This window comes from Streptomyces sp. NPDC015125, from assembly GCF_043080045.1.
In the GTDB taxonomy this organism is placed as follows: Bacteria; Actinomycetota; Actinomycetes; order Streptomycetales; family Streptomycetaceae; genus Streptomyces.
This window is the reverse complement of sequence record NZ_JBIBVF010000003.1, coordinates 278,522-296,504: the sequence shown is the minus strand read 5'-3', so window position 1 is coordinate 296,504 and position 17,983 is coordinate 278,522. Positions and strand designations below refer to the sequence as shown.

12 protein-coding genes are annotated in these 17,983 nt (G+C 72.4%); 6 read left to right on the top strand and 6 right to left on the bottom strand.

What is annotated here, in order from left to right:
- Nucleotides 1–37 precede the first annotated feature (37 nt).
- Nucleotides 38–2,914 (bottom strand): discoidin domain-containing protein, encoded by a 2,877-nt coding sequence (locus tag ACF088_RS11210; RefSeq protein WP_392375385.1) that lies wholly within the window; start codon nucleotides 2,912–2,914, stop codon nucleotides 38–40.
- A 237-nt stretch (nucleotides 2,915–3,151) separates the two neighbouring features.
- Between ACF088_RS11210 and ACF088_RS11205 the strand changes: the two genes are divergently transcribed.
- The 3 genes from ACF088_RS11205 to ACF088_RS11195 are packed head-to-tail and all read left to right on the top strand — an operon-like array spanning nucleotide 3,152 to nucleotide 6,685.
- Complete coding sequence (locus ACF088_RS11205) at nucleotides 3,152–3,973, top strand: ATP-binding cassette domain-containing protein (RefSeq protein WP_392375384.1); 822 nt, start codon at nucleotides 3,152–3,154, stop codon at nucleotides 3,971–3,973.
- Complete coding sequence (locus ACF088_RS11200) at nucleotides 3,945–6,023, top strand: YhgE/Pip family protein (RefSeq protein WP_392375383.1); 2,079 nt, start codon at nucleotides 3,945–3,947, stop codon at nucleotides 6,021–6,023. Before ACF088_RS11205 ends, ACF088_RS11200 begins: the two co-directional genes overlap by 29 nt.
- Nucleotides 6,024–6,025: 2 nt before the next feature.
- On the top strand, nucleotides 6,026–6,685 hold the full coding sequence (locus tag ACF088_RS11195) for a TetR/AcrR family transcriptional regulator (RefSeq protein WP_392375382.1): 660 nt from the start codon (nucleotides 6,026–6,028) through the stop codon (nucleotides 6,683–6,685).
- A 129-nt stretch (nucleotides 6,686–6,814) separates the two neighbouring features.
- On the opposite strand, the gene ACF088_RS11190 is transcribed toward ACF088_RS11195, so the two are convergent.
- The 3 genes from ACF088_RS11190 to ACF088_RS11180 form a co-directional block, all read right to left on the bottom strand.
- Complete coding sequence (locus ACF088_RS11190; protein ID WP_392375381.1) at nucleotides 6,815–8,383, bottom strand: IPT/TIG domain-containing protein; 1,569 nt, start codon at nucleotides 8,381–8,383, stop codon at nucleotides 6,815–6,817.
- Nucleotides 8,384–8,633: 250 nt separating this feature from the next.
- Nucleotides 8,634–10,370, bottom strand: coding sequence for a thiamine pyrophosphate-binding protein (locus tag ACF088_RS11185; RefSeq protein WP_392375380.1), 1,737 nt, complete (start codon nucleotides 10,368–10,370; stop codon nucleotides 8,634–8,636).
- Nucleotides 10,371–10,464: 94 nt separating this feature from the next.
- Complete coding sequence (locus tag ACF088_RS11180; protein WP_392375379.1) at nucleotides 10,465–12,078, bottom strand: sodium:solute symporter; 1,614 nt, start codon at nucleotides 12,076–12,078, stop codon at nucleotides 10,465–10,467.
- A 222-nt stretch (nucleotides 12,079–12,300) separates the two neighbouring features.
- On the opposite strand from ACF088_RS11180, the gene ACF088_RS11175 reads away from it, so the two are divergent.
- Nucleotides 12,301–13,899 (top strand): PucR family transcriptional regulator, encoded by a 1,599-nt coding sequence (locus ACF088_RS11175; RefSeq protein ID WP_392375378.1) that lies wholly within the window; start codon nucleotides 12,301–12,303, stop codon nucleotides 13,897–13,899.
- 14 nt (nucleotides 13,900–13,913) lie between these two features.
- Here ACF088_RS11175 and ACF088_RS11170 read toward each other — a convergent pair whose 3' ends face one another.
- Nucleotides 13,914–14,366, bottom strand: a complete 453-nt coding sequence (locus ACF088_RS11170; RefSeq protein WP_392375377.1) for a winged helix-turn-helix transcriptional regulator — start codon at nucleotides 14,364–14,366, stop codon at nucleotides 13,914–13,916.
- Between the two features lie 116 nt (nucleotides 14,367–14,482).
- On the opposite strand from ACF088_RS11170, the gene ACF088_RS11165 reads away from it, so the two are divergent.
- Nucleotides 14,483–15,787 carry an MFS transporter gene (locus ACF088_RS11165; RefSeq protein ID WP_392375376.1) on the top strand — a complete coding sequence of 435 codons (1,305 nt, stop codon included), beginning with the start codon at nucleotides 14,483–14,485 and terminating at the stop codon, nucleotides 15,785–15,787.
- A 99-nt stretch (nucleotides 15,788–15,886) separates the two neighbouring features.
- Here the strand turns inward: ACF088_RS11165 and speB are convergent, their stop codons facing one another.
- The gene (gene speB, locus ACF088_RS11160; protein WP_392375375.1) at nucleotides 15,887–16,873 is read right to left on the bottom strand and encodes an agmatinase; all 987 of its coding nucleotides are present in this window, start codon (nucleotides 16,871–16,873) and stop codon (nucleotides 15,887–15,889) included.
- Between the two features lie 280 nt (nucleotides 16,874–17,153).
- Here speB and ACF088_RS11155 point away from each other — a divergent pair, with 280 nt between their 5' ends.
- Nucleotides 17,154–17,951, top strand: a complete 798-nt coding sequence (locus tag ACF088_RS11155) for a phosphatase (RefSeq protein WP_392375374.1) — start codon at nucleotides 17,154–17,156, stop codon at nucleotides 17,949–17,951.
- Nucleotides 17,952–17,983: the final 32 nt, after the last annotated feature.

Here is a 17,983-nt window from a genome sequence, read left to right as displayed (position 1 = left end):
GTTTCCGGCGGAGCCGTACCCGACGGGGCCGGGCGGGCTACTTCACCCGCTGCACCGTCAGCTCCGAGATCCCCGGATGCGGCTTCGGCTTCCCGCCATCCGCCGTGGCCTGGTCACCGTGCACCACGACCCGTACGTACCGGGCCGGCGTCCGGCCCGCGTATCCGGTTCCTGACCAGTGCTTTCCGTCCCGGGAGACCTGGACGTTGTAGGACGTGGGCCGGGTCGTGTTCCAGTGCGGGGTGATCTGCCCGACGCGGGTGGTCCGGCCGAGGTCGACGGTGAGGGTGCCGTTCGCGGAGTCGGGCACCCAGGCGGTGGTGCCGTTGCCGTCCACCGCGGCGGCCGCGTACAGACCGGGCTCCTCGGAGGTCGCCGTGGCGGACGTGCAGCGGGCCGCATTCGAGGTCGCCGCCAGGTCCGGGCGGCGGGTCTTCAGGACGGCCGGCGCCCCGCGGCTGACGATCTTGTCGCCCTCCGGCGTCTCGATCCGCATCGGCGCGCCGGCGGTCAGCCGCACGGTGGTCTGGTGGGCGCCGATCGCGATGTCGTAGGTCCGCCCCTGCCAGTGCAGGCCGCGCAGGGTGACGCCCTGGGACAGCTGCGGCGGCAGCATCGGGTCGAGGCGTACCGCGTTCTCCCGCAGCCGCAGCCCGGTCAGCCCGTGGGTGAAGGTCTGCAGGAAGCCGCCCTTGCCGGTGAGGAAGTCCTGTGCGGGCTTGCCGGCGTGCGGGTCGTCGGCGCCGGCCTTGTTGCCGCGCGCCTCGGAGAACTGGTCGAACGGCCCGCGGACGAACGGCTGGATGGAGCGCCTGAGGTAGGTGTAGGTCGAGCAGCCGGCCTCACCGATCCCGGCGGCGTCGATGGCGTGCACCGAGTCCGTCATGGCCGGGCCGTCCGGGTCGGTGTGCCCGGCGTAGAAGTCCAGTGTGCGGGCCGCCTTGGCCTGCGACATCGGCCATTCCAGCGGGTACATCAGCAGCACCGTGTCGGCCTGCTTGATGGTCGTGCCCTTGTACCCGGCGTACTGCTCGAAGATCTTCTTCTTGCTGTCGTAGGGGATGCGCAGCTTGTCGGCGATGGTCTTCCAGGAGGCCGGTGCCTTCTCGCCGAGGAGGGCGGCGACGCGGGTGGCGTGGCGCAGCGCGGTGGCGGCGCCGGCGTTGGTGAACACCCCGTCGTTGACGCCGTTGCTGTACTCGTCCGGCCCGGCGACGTTCTTGACGGAGTAGCTGCCGTCGGCGTTGTGGGTGGCCCGCGAGGCCCAGAATTCGGCGATGCCCTTGAGGACCGGCCAGCCGCGGGACTTCAGCCAGGCGGTGTCCTTGGTGGCGAGGTAGTACTGCCAGGTGGCGAGGGAGATATCGCCCATGAGGTGGTTCTGGGTCTTGCAGTGCGGCGGGTCCCAGCTGTGGCACTCGTTCCACAGGTCGCCCTTGCTGCCGCTGGTCCAGGGGTAGAACAGCCCCTTGTAGCCCAGCTTCTCGGCGTTGGCGCGGGCACCGGCCCGGGTCTTGTAGCGGTAGTCGACGATCGACTTGGCGAGTTCGGGGTGGGCGGCGAGCAGGCCCGGGTACATCCAGGTCTCGGCGTCCCAGAAGACCTCACCGGCGTAGTTGTCGCTGGTCAGGCCGGTGGGGCCGATGCTGTTGTCGCTGCCGGCGCGGGTGGAGGACAGCAGTCCGTACTGCGCCGAGCGCACCCAGGACTGCAGATCGCGCTTGCCCTTCACCTCGATGTCGCTGCGCCACAGCCGCTTCCAGGCGGCGGTGTGCCGGGCGAAGAGGGCGTCCCAGCCGCGGCCGGCGGCCCGGCGCGAGGCCGCGTCGGCGGCGGCGCGCGGGGAGCGGGAGGTGAGTGCGGTGTCCACGCCGACGTACTTGGTCAGCTCGTACGAGCGGCCGCTGCGGACCGGGAAGGACACCCGCTGCCGGTTGCTGAGCTTGTCCGCCTGCGGCGCCGGTCCGGGGCGGCCCGCGCGCACCCCGGGCCCGGTGCGCAGGGTCGAGGCCACCGCGCCCTCGGTCTTCGTCCCGTCCGTGCGGAACCCGACGTCCATGGTGCGGCCGGAATCCCGGCCGCCGGATCCCTTGCCGCCGGACTCCTTGCCGCCGGTGGCGGACCCGGTGGCGGACGGCGTCATCCGGCGGGCGCCGCGGCCGTCGAGACCGTCGGTGACGGTGGCGGCGCCGCTCCAGTGGGGCGTCATCCGCAGGCGTACGGCGCCGGTGTGGGCGTCGTTGCGGTCGGCGAGCACGTCGTAGACCAGGTCGGTGGCGCGGCCGTCGGCGGCCGTCCAGGTCAGCGAGGTACGGACGAATCCGCAGCGCAGGGAGAGCGTCTGGCGGTAGTGCGAGATCCGGCCGGGTGCGGTGGCGGAGGAGAAGGTGTCGGGGTGTGCACCGCCGGTGGCGACGTCGAGGGTGGTCCAGGTGGGCAGGGCGGCGACGGCCTGCCGGCCCTTCACGCTCTTGGGTCCCTTGGCGTACAGGCCGGAGACGAAGGAGCCGTCGTACTCCGGCGTCTTCAGCGGCCAGCCGGTCGTGCCGCCGGGCGCGGCGTAGCCGGTGCCGTTGGGCGGCACCCGCTGTCCCAGGTAGCCGTTGCCGACGAAGGCGTGATGGCTGTCCTTGGGGTCGATCTTGGTGCTGGTGGCGGTCCAGCCGTCGCCGTCGTCGCCCTTCATGCAGGGGCCCTGCGCGCCGCCGGCCGACGGTGGTGCGGGCGCCGGTGCGGGTGCGGAGGCAGAGGCCGAGACGGGCGCGAGGATCGCGACCAGGGCCGTGGCGAGCAGCGGGGCGACGAGCTTGCGGGAGCGGGGCGCCACCGGCCCGGACCGTTGCCCGGCCGCAGGAGAGTGCTCCGCCGGGGGCTGCGGGGGCGGGTCCACGGGGTGCTGTGCCGAATGTTCCATGGTTCTCCGTCGTATGTGCGCGGCCCGTGCCGCACTACCGCGACACGGACATCACCTTGAACATCATCAGGCCCCCGCCTGCACGGCACCCTAGGCCGATTCCCCCGTTCGGGTCACGGCCTTCCCGGCACGAAATTGTCCGAGCGCCCCCGCCGCCCCACCCCGATGGGTCGGGAGAGCCCTGGATGCGGCTACACTTTTAGACTGACCAGTCAGATCAAAAGGGGAGGGGTGTTTGTGAACACCACCCGCCAGGGGGCGGCGGTCGACGCCAGGGGGATCGGAGTGGAGGGCCCGAGAGGGTGGGCCTTCCAAGGCATCGACATCTCCGCGGAACCGGGCACCCTGATCGCGGTCGAGGGCTCCTCGGGCTCCGGCCGCACCTGCCTGCTGCTGGCCCTCACCGGCCGGATGCGGATCACCGAGGGCACGGCGACGGTCGCCGGACTCCCGCTGCCCCAGCGGATGGGTACGGTGCGCAGCCGTACCGCCATCGCCCATGTACCGGGCGTCGTCGACCTCGAACCGGCCCTCACCGTCGGCGAACACCTCAAGGAACAGGCCCTGCTGGGCCACCGCTTCCAGGGCCTCGGCGCCTCGCTCCCCTGGGGCAAGCGCCACCAGGAGGCCACCCGGGCCCGGGTCGACGCCGCCCTCGCGGCCGTCCGGCTCGATCCCGCCACTCTGCCCAAGGGACTGCGGACGGCCGTACGCGATCTGGAGCGGATCGAGGCGCTGCGGCTCTCCGTCGCGCTCGGGATCATGCACGGCCCGCAGTTGCTGGCCGTCGACGATGTGGACCTCAAGCTCTCCGAGGCCGAACGCGCCCAGGCCTGGCAGCTGTTGCGGGACATCGCGCTGGCGGGCACCACCGTCGTGGCGGCCGGCAGCGACGCACCGGCGGACGCACTGATCGTCCGCACCACGCGGGCGAAGCCCGCAGCCGCCGCCCCCGCCTCCGTCCCCGTCGAGGACGAGCCCCGCACCACCGTCCAGGACGAGCCCCACACCACCGAGGAGGAAGCAGCGCATGCGTTCGCCGAGACTGGCCGCGCTTGAGCTCAAGCGTTTCGGCAGGGGAAAGCTTCCCCGTCTGGGCCTGGTCGCCCTGATGCTGATCCCGCTGCTCTACGGGGCCCTGTACCTGTGCTCCTTCTGGGACCCCTACAGCCGCCTGGACAAGATCCCGGTAGCCCTCGTCAACGAGGACACGGGCACCACCACCGGCGGCAAGAAGATCACCGCGGGCGACGACCTGTCCGAGAACCTCAAGGACAGCAAGAAGTTCCACTGGGAGGACGTCAGCTCCGCGGACGCCGCCAAGGGCGTCGAGAACGGCACGTACTACCTCTCGCTGACCGTCCCGAAGGACTTCAGCAAGCGGATCGCCTCCAGCTCCGGGGACACCCCGCAGACGGGCGCGCTCCAGGTCCGTACGAACGACGCCAACAACTACGTCGTCGGCTCGATCTCCAAGACGGTCTTCTCCGAGGTCCGTGCCAAGACCTCGGCCACCTCGGCGCGGGCCATGCTCGACAAGATCTTCATCTCGTTCTCCGATCTGCACGACAAGACCGCCGAGGCGGCGGACGGGGCCGGGAAGGTCGACGACGGGCTCGGCACCGCCAAGGACAAGACCGGTGAACTGGCCGACGGCCTGGGCAAGCTGAACCAGGGCGCAGGCAAGATCAGCAAGGGTGCCACGGAAGCGGCCGCGAAGGCCAGGCAGCTCAGCCAGGGCGCGGGTCAGGTCGCGGACGGCACCCAGATGCTCGCCCAGAAGGTCCACGGCATCGCCCGGAAGGACCTCCCCTACCTCAGGGAGCACGGCAAGGAGATCGGCGAGAAGGCACAGATCGTCGCCGACCTCAGCCAGAAGCTCGACGAGGACCTCGGCAAGCTGCCCGGGGACTCCGCCAAGGCCGCCGAACAGGCACGGAAGAACGCCGACAACGCCGCGGACCTCTACCACGAACGCTGCGACGGCCTGCTCTCCACCGACCCCGACTGCCCCAAGCTCAAGGCGCTCGCGGACGGCAGCGCCCTCGCCGCCGATGCGGCGGAGAAGGTCAACGACACCGTCGCCCACACGGACTTCGGGCAGCTGCGCACCAAGGTGCGGGAACTGCACGAGGGCGCGGTGCGGGTGGCCAACGAGGCGCCGGGCATCGCGAACCGCGCGGACAAGGCGATCGGCCAGATCGACCAGCTCAACACCGGTGCGCACAAGGTCTCCCAGGGCGCCGGGCTGTTCGCCGACGGCATCGGCTCGCTCGCCGACGGCGCCGGCAAGCTCCACAGCGGCCTGGGCGTCGCCAAGGACGGTGCCGACAAGCTCACCGGCGGCCTCTTCAAGCTCAAGGACGGCACCAACCAGCTGGCCGACGGCCTGCACGACGGCGTCGCCAAGATCCCGGACTACAACAAGAAGGACCGCGACGCCCGCACCGACGTGATGTCCGACCCGGTCGAGCTGGCCGCCAAGTCGATGCACAAGGCGCCCAACTACGGCACCGGCCTGGCGCCGTACTTCATCCCGCTCTCCCTCTGGGTCGGCGCGATGGTCGCGTTCATGCTGCTCCCGGCGCTGAGCAAGCGGGCCCTGGCCGCGGGCGCCCCGGGCTGGCGGATCACCCTCGGCTCCTGGCTGCCCGCCTACGCCGTCGGCGTCGTACAGGTGCTGGCCCTGATGGCCGTCCTGCACTGGGGCCTGGGCCTGGAGATGGTCCGCTCGGCCGGCACCGTCGGTTTCCTGCTGCTGGCCACCGCCTGCTTCACCGCCATCATCCAGCTGCTGGGCGCGTTCTTCGGCCCGGCCGGCCGGGTGCTGACCCTGGTCGTGCTGATGCTCCAGCTGACCTCGGCGGGCGGCACCTACCCGGTGCAGACCAGCCCCGGGTTCTTCGCCGCCATCCACCCGTTCCTGCCGATGAGTTACGTGGTCGACGGCCTGCGCCGGCTGATCACCGGTGGTGACCTCGCCATCGTGCAGCAGGGCTGTGTGGTCCTCGTGGTCTTCACCGTCGGCGCGCTGGCGCTCACCGCCCTCGCGGCGCGCAGCCGGCAGGTCGTACGGATGAAGGATCTGCACCCGGAACTCAGCCTGTGAGCGTGCTCCCGGGGCCCCGGGGCGGTGCCGTCGACGGCACCGCCCCGGGGGCTTCCCCCGTCACCCGCCGCACCTCGACGCGCCGTCGGCTCTTCGACGCCGCCGTGACCCTCATCGCGGAACAGGGCTTCTCCGCCACCACCGTCGACGAGATCGCCGACCGGGCCGGCGTCGCCAAGGGCACCGTCTACTACAACTTCGCCAGCAAGAACGTCCTCTACGAAGAGCTGCTGCGGGACGGCATCGACCTGCTGGCCGACTCGCTGCGCCGGGCCGCCGACACCACAGCGGCCCGCGGCGGCACCCGGGTCGACGCCCTGGACGCCATGATCCGCGCGGGCCTGGACTTCATCGCCTGCTCCCCCGCCCTCATCCAGCTCTACGTCGCCGAACTGTGGCGCACCAACCGCACCTGGCGCGACACCCTCACCTCCGTACGCGGCCGCGCCCAGTCCGTCGTCGAGTCCGTCCTGCGCGACGCCGTGGACACCGGCGAACTCTCCGACGAGCTCGACATCCCCCTCACCGCCTCCGCGCTCCTGGGCATGGTCCTGGTGGCCGCCCTGGACTGGCAGTCCTTCCAGCCGGACCGCTCGGTCGAGGACGTGCACGCCGCGCTGTCGCGGCTGCTGCAGGGGCGGGTGGGGGCGGGTGCGCGGTAGGGCGCTCCCCCGCGGCACGGCTGCCGCACGAAGGCCGGCCCGGTCGTGGACAGTTGTCCACGACCGGGCCGGCCTCACGCGTACCGCTCTCCCGCATACCGGCTCAGCCGGCCGGTGGCCGGACGGGGGTCAGGGTTCGATGACGCCCGCGTGCGCGCTGGACGGTGACAGGATGGCGGTCGGGGTGGTCGCGCCGGCGAAGGAGGCGTCGTAGCCGCCGTTGGCGAGGATGTACACCAGGATGAACGTCTCGTTGAACCGGGCGACGCCCTGGGCGTCGGTGACGGCGGTGCCCATGAGGTTGCCGCCGACGCTGAACACGATGGTCTGGCCGGGCACCGGCAGACCGGTGGCCTGGTCGGTCAGCGTGGCGGTCAGGAACGGGTAGTACACGTGCGGCGGGAACAGCTTCGACAGCGCCGGGGTCGCGGTCAGCGTGGTGGCGTGGACGGGGAGCAGGTAGGTGAAGCCACCCACCAGCGTGGCGCTGCCACCGGGCGTGGTGACGGTGACGTCCGCGGGACCGGCCGCTCCGGGCGGGGTGACGAAGGTGAGCTGGGTGCCGGTTGCGTTGACGGTCACCCCGGTGGCGGGGTTGCCGCCGACGTCGACACTCGCCCCGGTCAGGTTGGTGCCGGTGATCGTCACCATCGTGCCGCCCGCGATGGGCCCTTGGTTGGGGACGATGCTGGTCAGCGTCGGGTCGAATTGGATGACGCTGACGTTGCTCCCGTTGATGTTGCTGACGTAGACCTTGTTGTTGGGGGCGACCGTCACGGCGATCGGTCCGGTGCCGACGGGGATCGGGGCGCCGACGACGGTGTTGGTGGCGGTGTCGAACACCGTCACGCTGTTCGCCGCCCGGTTGGCCGTGTAGGCCATCCCGTCGGCGCCGACCGCGATTCCCCACGGCTGGTTGCCGACGGCGATCGGGGCGCCGACGACGGTGTTGCTGATGGTGTTGATCACCGTCACGGTGTTCGACCCGATGTTGGCGACGTAGGCGTTGCCGTTGGGTGCGATCGCCACGAAGTTCGGCTGGTTGCCGACGGGGATCGGGGCACCGATGACCAGGTTGGTGGCGGTGTCGATCACCGTCACGGTGTTCGATCCCCGGTTGGCGACGTAGGCGTTGCCGTTGGGGGCGACCGCGATCCCGACCGGCTGGGCGCCGACGGCGATCGGGCCGCCGACGACCATGTTGGTGGTGGTGTCGATCACCGTCACGGTGTTCGCGGCGAAGTTGGTGACGTAGGCGTTGCCGTTGGGCGCGATCGTCACCACGGCCGGCTGGCCGCCGACGGCGATCGGGCCGCCGACAACGGTGTTGGTGGCGGTGTCGATCACCGACACGGTGTTCGACCCGCTGTTGGGGACGTAGGCGTTGCCGTTGGGGGCGACCGCCAGCCAGACCGGCGTACCGCCGACGCCGATCGGGCCGCCGACGACGGTGTCCATGGTGGTGTCGATCACCGACACGTTGGCCGACCCGGAGTTGGCGACGTAGAGGTTGCTGTTGGGGGCGATGGCCACCCCGACCGGGTTGTTGCCGACGGGGATCGACGTGACGGCCAGAAAGAGGTGCGCCGGGGCTGCCGCCCGGCTCGCCCCTCCCGCCCCGGCGGTCGGCGGCACCTGACCGGGGAGTTGAGCTGTCGCCAACAGCTCCTGCAGCGGTGACTGAACGCTGGTACTCATGTGGACCCCTTCGGTGGGGAGCCACCCCGGACCCGGCACGCCCCCGCGCGGGGAGCAGCACACGTCCTTCGGTCCCTGTCCGGGGCACCACAAACCACCACGACAGACCGCGGGTCACCACAACACGGCGGGCTGCGCACCCCGAGGAGGGATGGGCAGCCCGTTTGGTTCGGTAAGCGCTCTATGCCCACCCGGCAAGGCGGCGAAACCTCCAGGGGGCCGGTGGACTCGTCAGGGTCCGGTGGAGCCTTCAGGAGTCCAGATGCGTCGGCGCGAACATCCGCAGGTGGGCCGGGAGTACGACGACCGAAGGGCCGGGGGCCGCGAGCGCCGCCGCCAGGTCCGCACGGAGCCGGTCCGGGGCCGTACGGACCGCGGGGACTCCGAACGACTCGGCCAGCGCCACGAAGTCCGGCCGGGTGAGTTCGGTGGCGGTGGGCGCGCCGAAGGCGTCGGTCATGTATGCGCGCAGGATGCCGTATCCGCCGTCGTCCACGATGAGCCAGGTCACCGGCAGGTCGTACTGCCGGGCGGTGGCCAGCTCGGCGATCGAGTACATCGCGCCGCCGTCGCCGGACACCGCCAGCACCGGCCGCGCCGGGTCGGCGACGGCCGCGCCCAGCGCCGCCGGGAAGCCGTAGCCCAGACCGCCGGCGCCCTGGGCGGAATGCAGCGCGTTGGTGCGCCGCGGGTCGAAGGCGGACCAGGCCCAGTAGGCGAGGATCGTCATGTCCCAGCAGCTGACCGCGCCGTCGGGAAGCGCGTCCCGCACCGAGGCCAGCACCTGCTGCTCCAGGTCGAGATGCTGCCCGGCGATCCGGTCGCGGACGCGGGCCAGGAGATCGGACACGGCGGCCTCGGGGGAGGGCGCCTGGCCGGACCCGGGCGCGGCTGTCCCGCTCTCCTTGGAGGTGGGCGCCTCGTCGCCCTCGGTGGGGCCGGCCTCCCGGGCCTCCCGCTCCCCCACCTCCTTGGCCAGCGCGGCCAGCGCCGCCCGGGCATCCGCGTGGATGCCCAGCGCGGCATGGTTCGACTCCAGCTTGCCGAGGTCCGCCTCGATCTGTATGACGCGGCCGAGCGGCCGGAACGTGTGGTAGTTCGACGAGAGTTCGCCCAGCCCCGAGCCGACGACCAGGAGGGTGTCCGCGTCCTCCAGGAAGGCCGTGGTGTAGCGGTCCTCCAGCCAGGATTGGAGGGAGAGCGGGTGCTCCCACGGGAAGGCGCCCTTGCCGCCGAAGGTGGTGGCCACCGGCGCCCGCAACTGCTCGGCCAGCGCCAGCAGCTCCGCCTCGGCCCCGGCCCGTACGACTCCGCCGCCGGCCAGGATCACCGGCCGCCGGGCCCGGGTGAGCCGGTCCGCCGCCGCCGCGATCAGCTCCGACCGCGGCAGCAACTCCTTCGGTGTGGCGGAGAGTTGGGCCACCGGCGGTACGTCGGCCGCCGCCAGCAGCACGTCCTGCGGGATCTCCAGCCACACCGGTCCGTGCGGGGCGCTCAGCGCCGACTCCCAGGCGGCGGCCACCGCCGAGGGGATCTGCGAGGCCGTACGCGCCGTGTGGACCGACTTGACCACGCCGCGGAACGAAGCGCTCTGATCGGTGAGTTCATGGAGGTAGCCATGGCGTCCGCCGCCGATCCCGGCCAGCGGCACCTGACTGCCGATGGCCAGTACGGCGGCCGAACCGGCCGCCGCCTCCTGCAGCGCGGCCAGCGTCATCAGCGCGCCCGGGCCGGTGGAGACCAGCAGGGGCGCGACCCCGTGCGTGGTTCTGGCGTACGCATCGGCGGCGAAGCCCGCGTTGTTCTCCACCCGCAGCCCTATGTAGCGCAGCGCGGAGCGGCGCAGCGCGTCGAACACCCCGAGCGCATGCTGCCCCGGCAGCCCGAAGACGGTGTCGGCACCGAGTGCGGCCAGCGACTCGACGACCAGGTCACCGCCGTTGCGCCGGTGCTGCGTGGCCGGGGGCAGGGGGGTGGTGGTGCTCATGGGGATGCGTGCTGCCTTCCTTGGCGGGGGATCTGTGGGAGCTGCGGGAGCTGCGGGAGCTGCGAGGGGGCGTGCGGGCGGGCCGGTGTGCGGGTCAGGCTCGCCCGGTGGCAGGGAAGGGGGCCAGTACCCGGGCCACCGTCACGGACGTGTCGCCGGCCGCGTCCTCCTCCGGATCGTCCCCGTCCGCGGCACCCTCCGGCCGGCCGGACAGCCGCACCCGCCAAGCCGCCAGCACCTGCGGGTCCGTCGGCTCGGTGGTCAGGCTGACCGCCACATACGCCACGAGCGAGGCGATCAGCCCGTAGTAGATCGGCTCGTTGGCGAGGACGCCGAGCGAGACCATCAGGCCGATGACGGTCAGGCCGCCGACCGCGACCGCGGCGAGCGCGCCGGCGGCGTTGCCCCGCTTCCACAGCAGTCCGCCGAGGATCGGCACCAGCAGGCCGCCGACGAGGACGTTGTAGGCGAGGGTGAGCGCCTCGACGACGTTGTTCAGTGCGATCGCGATGACGATGACCGCGAGGCCCATGAGGAGGATGAAGACGCGGTTGCCGCGCACCTCGTCGTGCGCCTCGTCGTGCGCCTCGGTACCGCTCTCGTCCCCGGCGTGCTCCGTCCCGGGCGCCCGGCCGCCGTCGGCGGACTCCCCCGCGGACGGCCGGCGCCGCACCGGGGCGACGCGCTTCACCCGCGCCCAGATGTCGTTGTTGGCGACCGTGGCGCAGGCGATCAGCGCGCCCGAGGACGTGGACATCACCGCGGACAGCGCCGCCGCCAGCACCAGCCCGCGCACGCCCACCGGCAGCGCGTCCTTGACGATCGTCGCGAAGGCGTCGTCCGGGCTGCCCAGGTGCGGGTAGAGCACCTTGGCCGCGGTGCCGATGACCGCACCGGCCAGCGCGTAGGCCAGGCAGTACGTACCGGCCGCGGTGCCGCCGAGGCGCGCCACCTTGTCGCCGCGCGCGGTGAACACCCGCTGCCAGATGTCCTGTCCGATCAGCATGCCGAAGGAGTAGATCAGGACGTAGGTGAAGACCGTCTGGCCGCCGATGCCGAGCGGGGCGAAGTAGTCGTCCGGCAGCTGCGCCTTCATCGCCGCGAAGCCGCCCGCCTTGACGACGGCGAGGGGCAGCAGGAGCAGCAGCACACCGATCGTCTTGACGACGAACTGGACCATGTCGGTGAGGGTGATCGACCACATGCCGCCGAGCGTCGAGTAGGCGACGACGATGGCCCCGCCGAGGATGATCGACAGCGTGCGGTCCATGCCGAAGAGCACGTCGAAGATGGTCGCGTAGGCGATGGTCGAGGTCACCGCCAGCATCAGCGTGTAGGCCCACATCACGACGCCGGAGATGATCCCGGCGGAGCCGCCGTAGCGCAGGTCCAGCATCTCGGAGACCGTGTAGACCTTCAGCCGGGCGATCCGGGCCGAGAAGAAGACGCTCAGTGCGAGCAGCCCCAGGCCGATGGTGAAGACCATCCAGGCGCCGGACAGGCCGTACTGGTAGCCGAGCCCCACGCCGCCGATGGTGGAGGCGCCGCCGAGGACGATCGCCGCCATGGTTCCCGAATACATCACGGGGCCGAGGCGGCGGCCCGCGACCAGGAAGTCGCTCTTGGATGTGGCGCGCCGCATCCCCCACCAGCCCATGGCGAGCATTCCGGCCAAATAGAGCACGATCACCGCATAGTCGACAGCCATGGGCCATCCCTTCCAACTGCGCCGGGGGGAGAGGGGAGGAGCGAGGGGTGTGGGGGTGCGGGGGGTTGGAGATGCGGGGGGTGGCGTCGAGGCGGCGGGCGCTTGGCGAGCGGGGGTCTCGTCCAAGCGCCTCGCCTCGGGGGTTGACCCTAGGAGGCGCGAAGGCAACGCTGAAGTGTAGTTTTCCTCCATTCACCACCCTCCGATGTGGATGGTTCGCACATGCCGCCGCACCGCCTCCCGCCGCCGTCCACCCCACCCGTGCCGCTGGCGGATCTCCTTGCCCGTACGGATCTGGGCCTGCGCCAGATCGCCGGCCCGCGCGAGGGCGTCGCGATCCACTGGGTGCACACCTCCGAGATGGCCGACCCGGTGCCGTACCTCCTGGGCGGCGAGATGCTGCTGACGGCGGGCATGCATCTGGCCGAGGTGACGAGGGGCGCGGGCGAGGAGTCCGCCGCCGCCCTCGACGCATACCTCGACGGTTATGCCGCCCGGACCGTCGCGGCCGGTGCCGCAGCCCTCGGGTTCGGGATCGCGCCGGTGCACGACACCGTCCCCCGCGCCCTGGTGGCGGCCTGCGACCGGCACGGCCTGCCGCTCGTCGAGGTCCCGGCGGGCACTCCGTTCACCGCCGTCGAGAGCGCCGTGTGGCAGGCGGTGACACAGGCCCGGCACCGCGAGTTGACCCGGCTCAGCGAAGCGCAGCGCGCGCTGGCCGCGGCCGCCGCCCGCCCCGATCCGGCAAGCGCCGTGCTGCGCGCACTGGCCCGCCATGTGCACGGCTGGACCGCGCTGCTCGCCCCGGACGGCACGGTAGGCGGTTCCGCCGGACCCCGCCCCACCACCTCCGTCCGGGCCGCGGCCGGCCGTCTCGCACAGGTCGTCGGCGCGGGCGGCCCGTCCTCGGCGACCGACACCCTCCCCGGCAGCTCGCTGTCCGCCTACGCCCTGACGGGACGCACCCGCGGCAGCCAGGCGCTCGCCCTGGTGGTCGCCGCGGATCCGCACGACCCGCCCGCGCACGCCATCGCGAGTGTCGCCGCCGTACTCCTCTCACTGATCACCGGCCCGCCCACCGACCACGGCCCGGCCGCCGCCGGGCATTCGGCGGCCCTGGTCCGGCTGCTCCTCGGCGCCCGCCCGGCCGAGGTCGCCCCGCTCCTCGGCCCTCCCCTCTGGACCGTCGTCCACGCCGAACGCCGCCGTGACACCACGGAGTCGGCAGCCTCGCTGGCCGCCGCTCTGGGCACCCCGCTCGTCGCCCCGGACCCCGGAAGCAGGCCGGCCACGGCCCCTGAGACGCACCCGGACGCCGGCCCCGAGGCGGCGGCCGCCCCCGGCGCCGCGCCCGCCCTGCGCGCCCTGATCCCCGCCGGCCAGGAGATCACCGCGCATCCCGGCTGGACACTCGGCGTCAGCGAACCCGTCCCCGTCGCGGAGCTGCCGGCCGCCGACCGGCATGCCGCCTCCGCCCTGCGCCGCGCCCGCGCGGGCCGCGCCGCCCTGGTGCGTCACCGCACCCCTGGCCCCCACAGCATCGCCTCACTCGTCGCCCCCACGGACGCCCGGCAGCACGCCCAGGCCCTGCTCGCCCCGCTGGCCGGCTCCCCGCCCCTCCTCTCCACCCTCCACAACTGGCTCTCCCTTCACGGCAGTTGGGACCGCACCGCGACCGCCCTCGGCATCCACCGCAACACCGTCCGCCAGCGCATCACCCGTATCGCCGGCCTCCTCGACACCGATCTGGACGACCCCGACGTCCGTATGGAGCTGTGGTTCGCCCTGCGTTCGCTCGACCGGGGCGCGGCACCGGGCTGACGGCCAACCTCACCTCACCGGGTGGAGACCTTGTGGACGGTGGTGTCGTCCGGGTCCAGCCGCCGCCCGTCCGCGGACCGCACTTCCAGCGCGCGGAGTTGACGCCCCTCCCGGCGGTCGACCAACTGGGAGTGCGCCTCACCGGGGGCGAAGAAGTGCTCTTCGCCCCACTGCCGCAGCGCCACGATGACGGGGAAGAGCGCCTTGCCCTTCGGCGTCAGTACGTACTCGCGGTAGGCGCTGCCGTCCGAGGCGGGGACGGATGCGAGGACGCCGCCGGCGACCAGGGTGCGCAGGCGCGCGGTGAGGATGTTCTTCGCCACGCCGAGGCTGCGCTGGAACTCCCCGAAGCGCCGGCTTCCATCGAAGGCGTCCCGCACGATCAGCAGGGACCACCAGTCACCGATCGCGTCCACCGACCGGGCGACGGGGCATGCACTGTCGTCGAAACGCGTCCTGGTCACCATGGCGTCCCTCACCCTCCCCTTCACCCGCACAACGGTTGCAACATGCTACCAAAAGCCCTACCGTTCCCCCGTCGCCATTAGTAGCAAGATGAAACCAGACTTACGGAGGGGCGCCGATGCCCGGCAACCGAACCGGCAACCGGACCGGCAACGGTCCCGGCAACGGCGAGGCGGTGACACGGCACCGGCACCGACGCCGCCTTCCCCGCCCCGGGCCCCGAACCGGGGCGGGATCCGATGCGGGTCCGCCCGTCCTCTCCCGTGGCGTCGTCACCCTCTTCGCCGTCGCCTGCGGGACGGCGGTGGCCACCGTGTACTTCTCCCAGCCGCTCCTGGTGACCATGGGCCATGACCTCGCCATGAGCCCGGCACTCGTCGGCAGCGTGGTCACCCTCACCCACATCGGCTACGGACTCGGGCTCTTCTTCCTCGTGCCGCTGGGCGACGTGACCGACCGCAGGCGGCTGATCGTGGCCCAGTTACTGCTCCTGGTGGCGGCGCTGGCCGTGGTGGCCGCCGCCCGCACGGCGGCGGTCCTGCTGGCGGGCATGGCGGCGACCGGGCTTCTCGCGGTCGTCACCCAGACGCTGGTGGCCTTCGCGGCCTCACTGGCCCCTCCCGCCGGGCGCGGACGGGTCGTCGGACTGGTCACCAGCGGCGTGGTCACCGGAATTCTGCTCGCCCGCACCGCGTCCGGCCTCCTGGCCGACCTCGCGGGCTGGCGCTCCGTCTACCTCGCCTCGGCGTCGCTCACCGCTCTGCTCGCGCTGGTCCTGTACCGGGTGCTGCCGCGCCACCGCGCCGCTCCACCGGCAACCCTGCGCTACGGACAGCTCCTGCGCTCCACGATCACTCTGTTCGCACGGGAACGACTGCTGCGGCTCCGGGCGCTGTTCGGCCTGCTGGTCTTCGCCGCCTTCAGCACGCTGTGGAGCAGCGTCGCGCTGCCGCTCAGCGAGGCCCCGTACTTCCTGCCCCACGGCGCGATCGGGGCGCTGGGGCTGATCGGTGTCGCCGGCGCCCTGGCCGCGACCGCGGCGGGCCGCCTGAACGACCGCGGACTCTCCCGGCGGACCACCGGCATCGCCCTGGCCCTGCTCGCCGCCTCGTGGCTGCCCCTGGCCTTCACCCGCAGCTCGCTCTGGGCCCTGGTGGTCGGGGTGATCCTGCTCGACCTCGCCGTGCAGGCGGTCCATGTCACCAACCAGAGCCTGATCTACGCGCTGCACCCGGAAGCGGGCAGCCGGCTGATCGGCGGCTACATGGTCTTCTACTCGGCCGGCAGCGCCACCGGCGCCCTCGCCGCGACCTCCCTCTACACGGTGGCCGGCTGGGGCGCCGTCTGCGCACTGGGAGCCGTTTTCAGCTGCCTCGGGCTCGCGCTGTGGGCGTGCACGGCGCCGCCGCGCTCACGCACGTGAGCAGCGCCGCCCGGCCCGCCACGGTGTCCGTGGCGGACCGGGCGCCGTCGGCCGATACCGCGACGGCGGGGCCGGGCAGCGCCTACTCCCCTGCCGCGCCTACTGCTCCTGCCGCCCCGCCGCGATCTGCCGCGACATGATCGTCGTCAGCTCGTACGCCGTGTGGGAGGCGGCCACACAGGTGATCTCCGCGTGGTCGTACGCCGGGGCGACCTCGACGACGTCCGCCGAGACCAGGTTGCACGACGACAGCCCGCGCACGATCTCCAGCAGCTCGCGGGAGGTGAGGCCGCCGGCCTCGGGGGTGCCGGTGCCGGGCGCGTGCGCCGGGTCCAGCACATCGATGTCGATGGAGATGTACAGCGGACGGTCGCCGATGCGCTGGCGCAGCTGGTCGGCGACCTCGTCCACCCCGCGCCGCATGACATCCGCCGACGTGACGATGCCGAAGCCCATCTTCTCGTCCTCGTCGAGGTCCTTCTTGCCGTAGAGCGGACCGCGGGTGCCGACGTGGGAGAGCGCGGAGGTGTCGAGGATGCCCTCCTCGACGGCGCGGCGGAACGGGGTGCCGTGGGTGTACTCGGCGCCGAAGTAGGTGTCCCAGGTGTCCAGGTGGGCGTCGAAGTGCAGCAGCGCGACCGGGCCGTGCTTCTTGGCGACCGAGCGGAGGAGCGGGAGGGCGATGGTGTGGTCGCCGCCGAGGGTCATCATGCGGGCGCCGGAGGCGAGCAGGTCGTCCGCCGCGGCCTCGACCGTCTCCACGGCCTCGTTGATGTTGAACGGGTTGGCGGCGATGTCACCGGCGTCGGCGACCTGCGCCAGCGCGAAGGGGGACGCGTCCTGGGCCGGGTTGTAGGGGCGCAGCAGGCGGGACGCCTCGCGGATGGCGTTGCCACCGAAGCGGGCGCCGGGGCGGTAGGAGACACCGGTGTCGAAGGGGACACCGACGACGGCCACATCGGCCCGGCCGCCGACCTCGTCGAGGCGGGGCAGCCGGGCGAAGGTCGCGGGCCCGGCGTAACGCGGAATACGGGAGGAGTCGACGGGGCCCACGGGCCCGTTGGATGCGCTGGCTGCGGTGGTCATGAGGCGAGACTAGGGAGGACCGCGCCCGGGGCACATGGACATTTGCGGAGATGCGGCCGACAGCACTGGACGTTTTGGCCAGGCGGACCACCGCGGCCGACCAGCGACCAGGCCCCACCCCGGCATCCACACCACCGCCCACACGACCGTCCACCCCCTTCCCCCACCACGCCCCCACCACTGTCCGCACCGCGGTGCCGCCGCTCCGGCATCCGCACCCCGGTGTCCGGGCTGCGGAACTCCGCCGCCCCGGATCAGGTGTACGGGCACAATGGGCGCTATGCCGATAGCCTCCGCAGCCGCCGCCCCCTCCCGCGCCGAACTCGTCGACCATCTCGTCCGCACCCGGATCGCCGGTGAGGTCGCCACCCCCCGCGAGAACAACCTCTCCCACTACCGCAGACTCGCCAACGGCGAGCGCCACTACTGGTTCGGCCTGGAGTTCGGCGACCGCTGGACGGACGAGCAGGATGTGCTGGCCGTGATGGCGGAGCGCTGTGGGGTGATCGACGACCCGCACCACCGGCAGGGGCAGGACACCATCGACCCCGAGCTGACGGTGGATGCTCTGGACCGGGCGGCCGCGGTACTGCGCAAGGCGGCCGCCGACGGGCAGCGGGTGCTGTTCGCGACCGGCCACCCGGGCGGGCTGCTCGACGTGCACCGGGCGACGGCCGAGGCGCTGCGCGCCCAGGGCTGCGAGATCATGGTCATCCCTGACGGGCTGCAGGCGGACGACGGGATGGTCTTCCAGTTCGGCGACGTGGCGATGCTGGAGCGCGGCGCGACGCTCTGGCACACCCACTCCCCCGAGCCGATGGCCGCAATCCTGGACGGCCTGGAGCGGGACGGGCGGCCGCTGCCGGACCTGGTGATGGCCGACCACGGCTGGGCCGGCTGCGCCGCCCAACGCGGCCTCGACGCGATCGGCTTCGCCGACTCCAACGACCCGGCCCTCTTCCTCGCCGAGTCCGAGGGCACCCTCCAGGTGACGATCCCGCTGGACGACCACGTCCTGAGCCCGCGCCACTACGACCCGCTGACGGCTTATCTGCTGGACGCGGCGGGGCTGCGCTGAAAGCCCCGTCCACTGGGCCGTGGCGCACGCAC

Bases quoted from the DNA above. Each gene is read 5' to 3' on its own strand.
- ACF088_RS11210 (WP_392375385.1), bottom strand. From the start codon at position 2,914: ATGGAACATTCGGCACAGCACCCCGTGGACCCGCCCCCGCAGCCCCCG.
- ACF088_RS11200 (WP_392375383.1), top strand. From the start codon at position 3,945: ATGCGTTCGCCGAGACTGGCCGCGCTTGAGCTCAAGCGTTTCGGCAGG.
- ACF088_RS11190 (WP_392375381.1), bottom strand. From the start codon at position 8,383: ATGAGTACCAGCGTTCAGTCACCGCTGCAGGAGCTGTTGGCGACAGCT.
- ACF088_RS11185 (WP_392375380.1), bottom strand. From the start codon at position 10,370: ATGAGCACCACCACCCCCCTGCCCCCGGCCACGCAGCACCGGCGCAAC.
- ACF088_RS11180 (WP_392375379.1), bottom strand. From the start codon at position 12,078: ATGGCTGTCGACTATGCGGTGATCGTGCTCTATTTGGCCGGAATGCTC.
- ACF088_RS11175 (WP_392375378.1), top strand. From the start codon at position 12,301: ATGCCGCCGCACCGCCTCCCGCCGCCGTCCACCCCACCCGTGCCGCTG.
- ACF088_RS11170 (WP_392375377.1), bottom strand. From the start codon at position 14,366: ATGGTGACCAGGACGCGTTTCGACGACAGTGCATGCCCCGTCGCCCGG.
- ACF088_RS11165 (WP_392375376.1), top strand. From the start codon at position 14,483: ATGCCCGGCAACCGAACCGGCAACCGGACCGGCAACGGTCCCGGCAAC.
- speB (WP_392375375.1), bottom strand. From the start codon at position 16,873: ATGACCACCGCAGCCAGCGCATCCAACGGGCCCGTGGGCCCCGTCGAC.
- ACF088_RS11155 (WP_392375374.1), top strand. From the start codon at position 17,154: ATGCCGATAGCCTCCGCAGCCGCCGCCCCCTCCCGCGCCGAACTCGTC.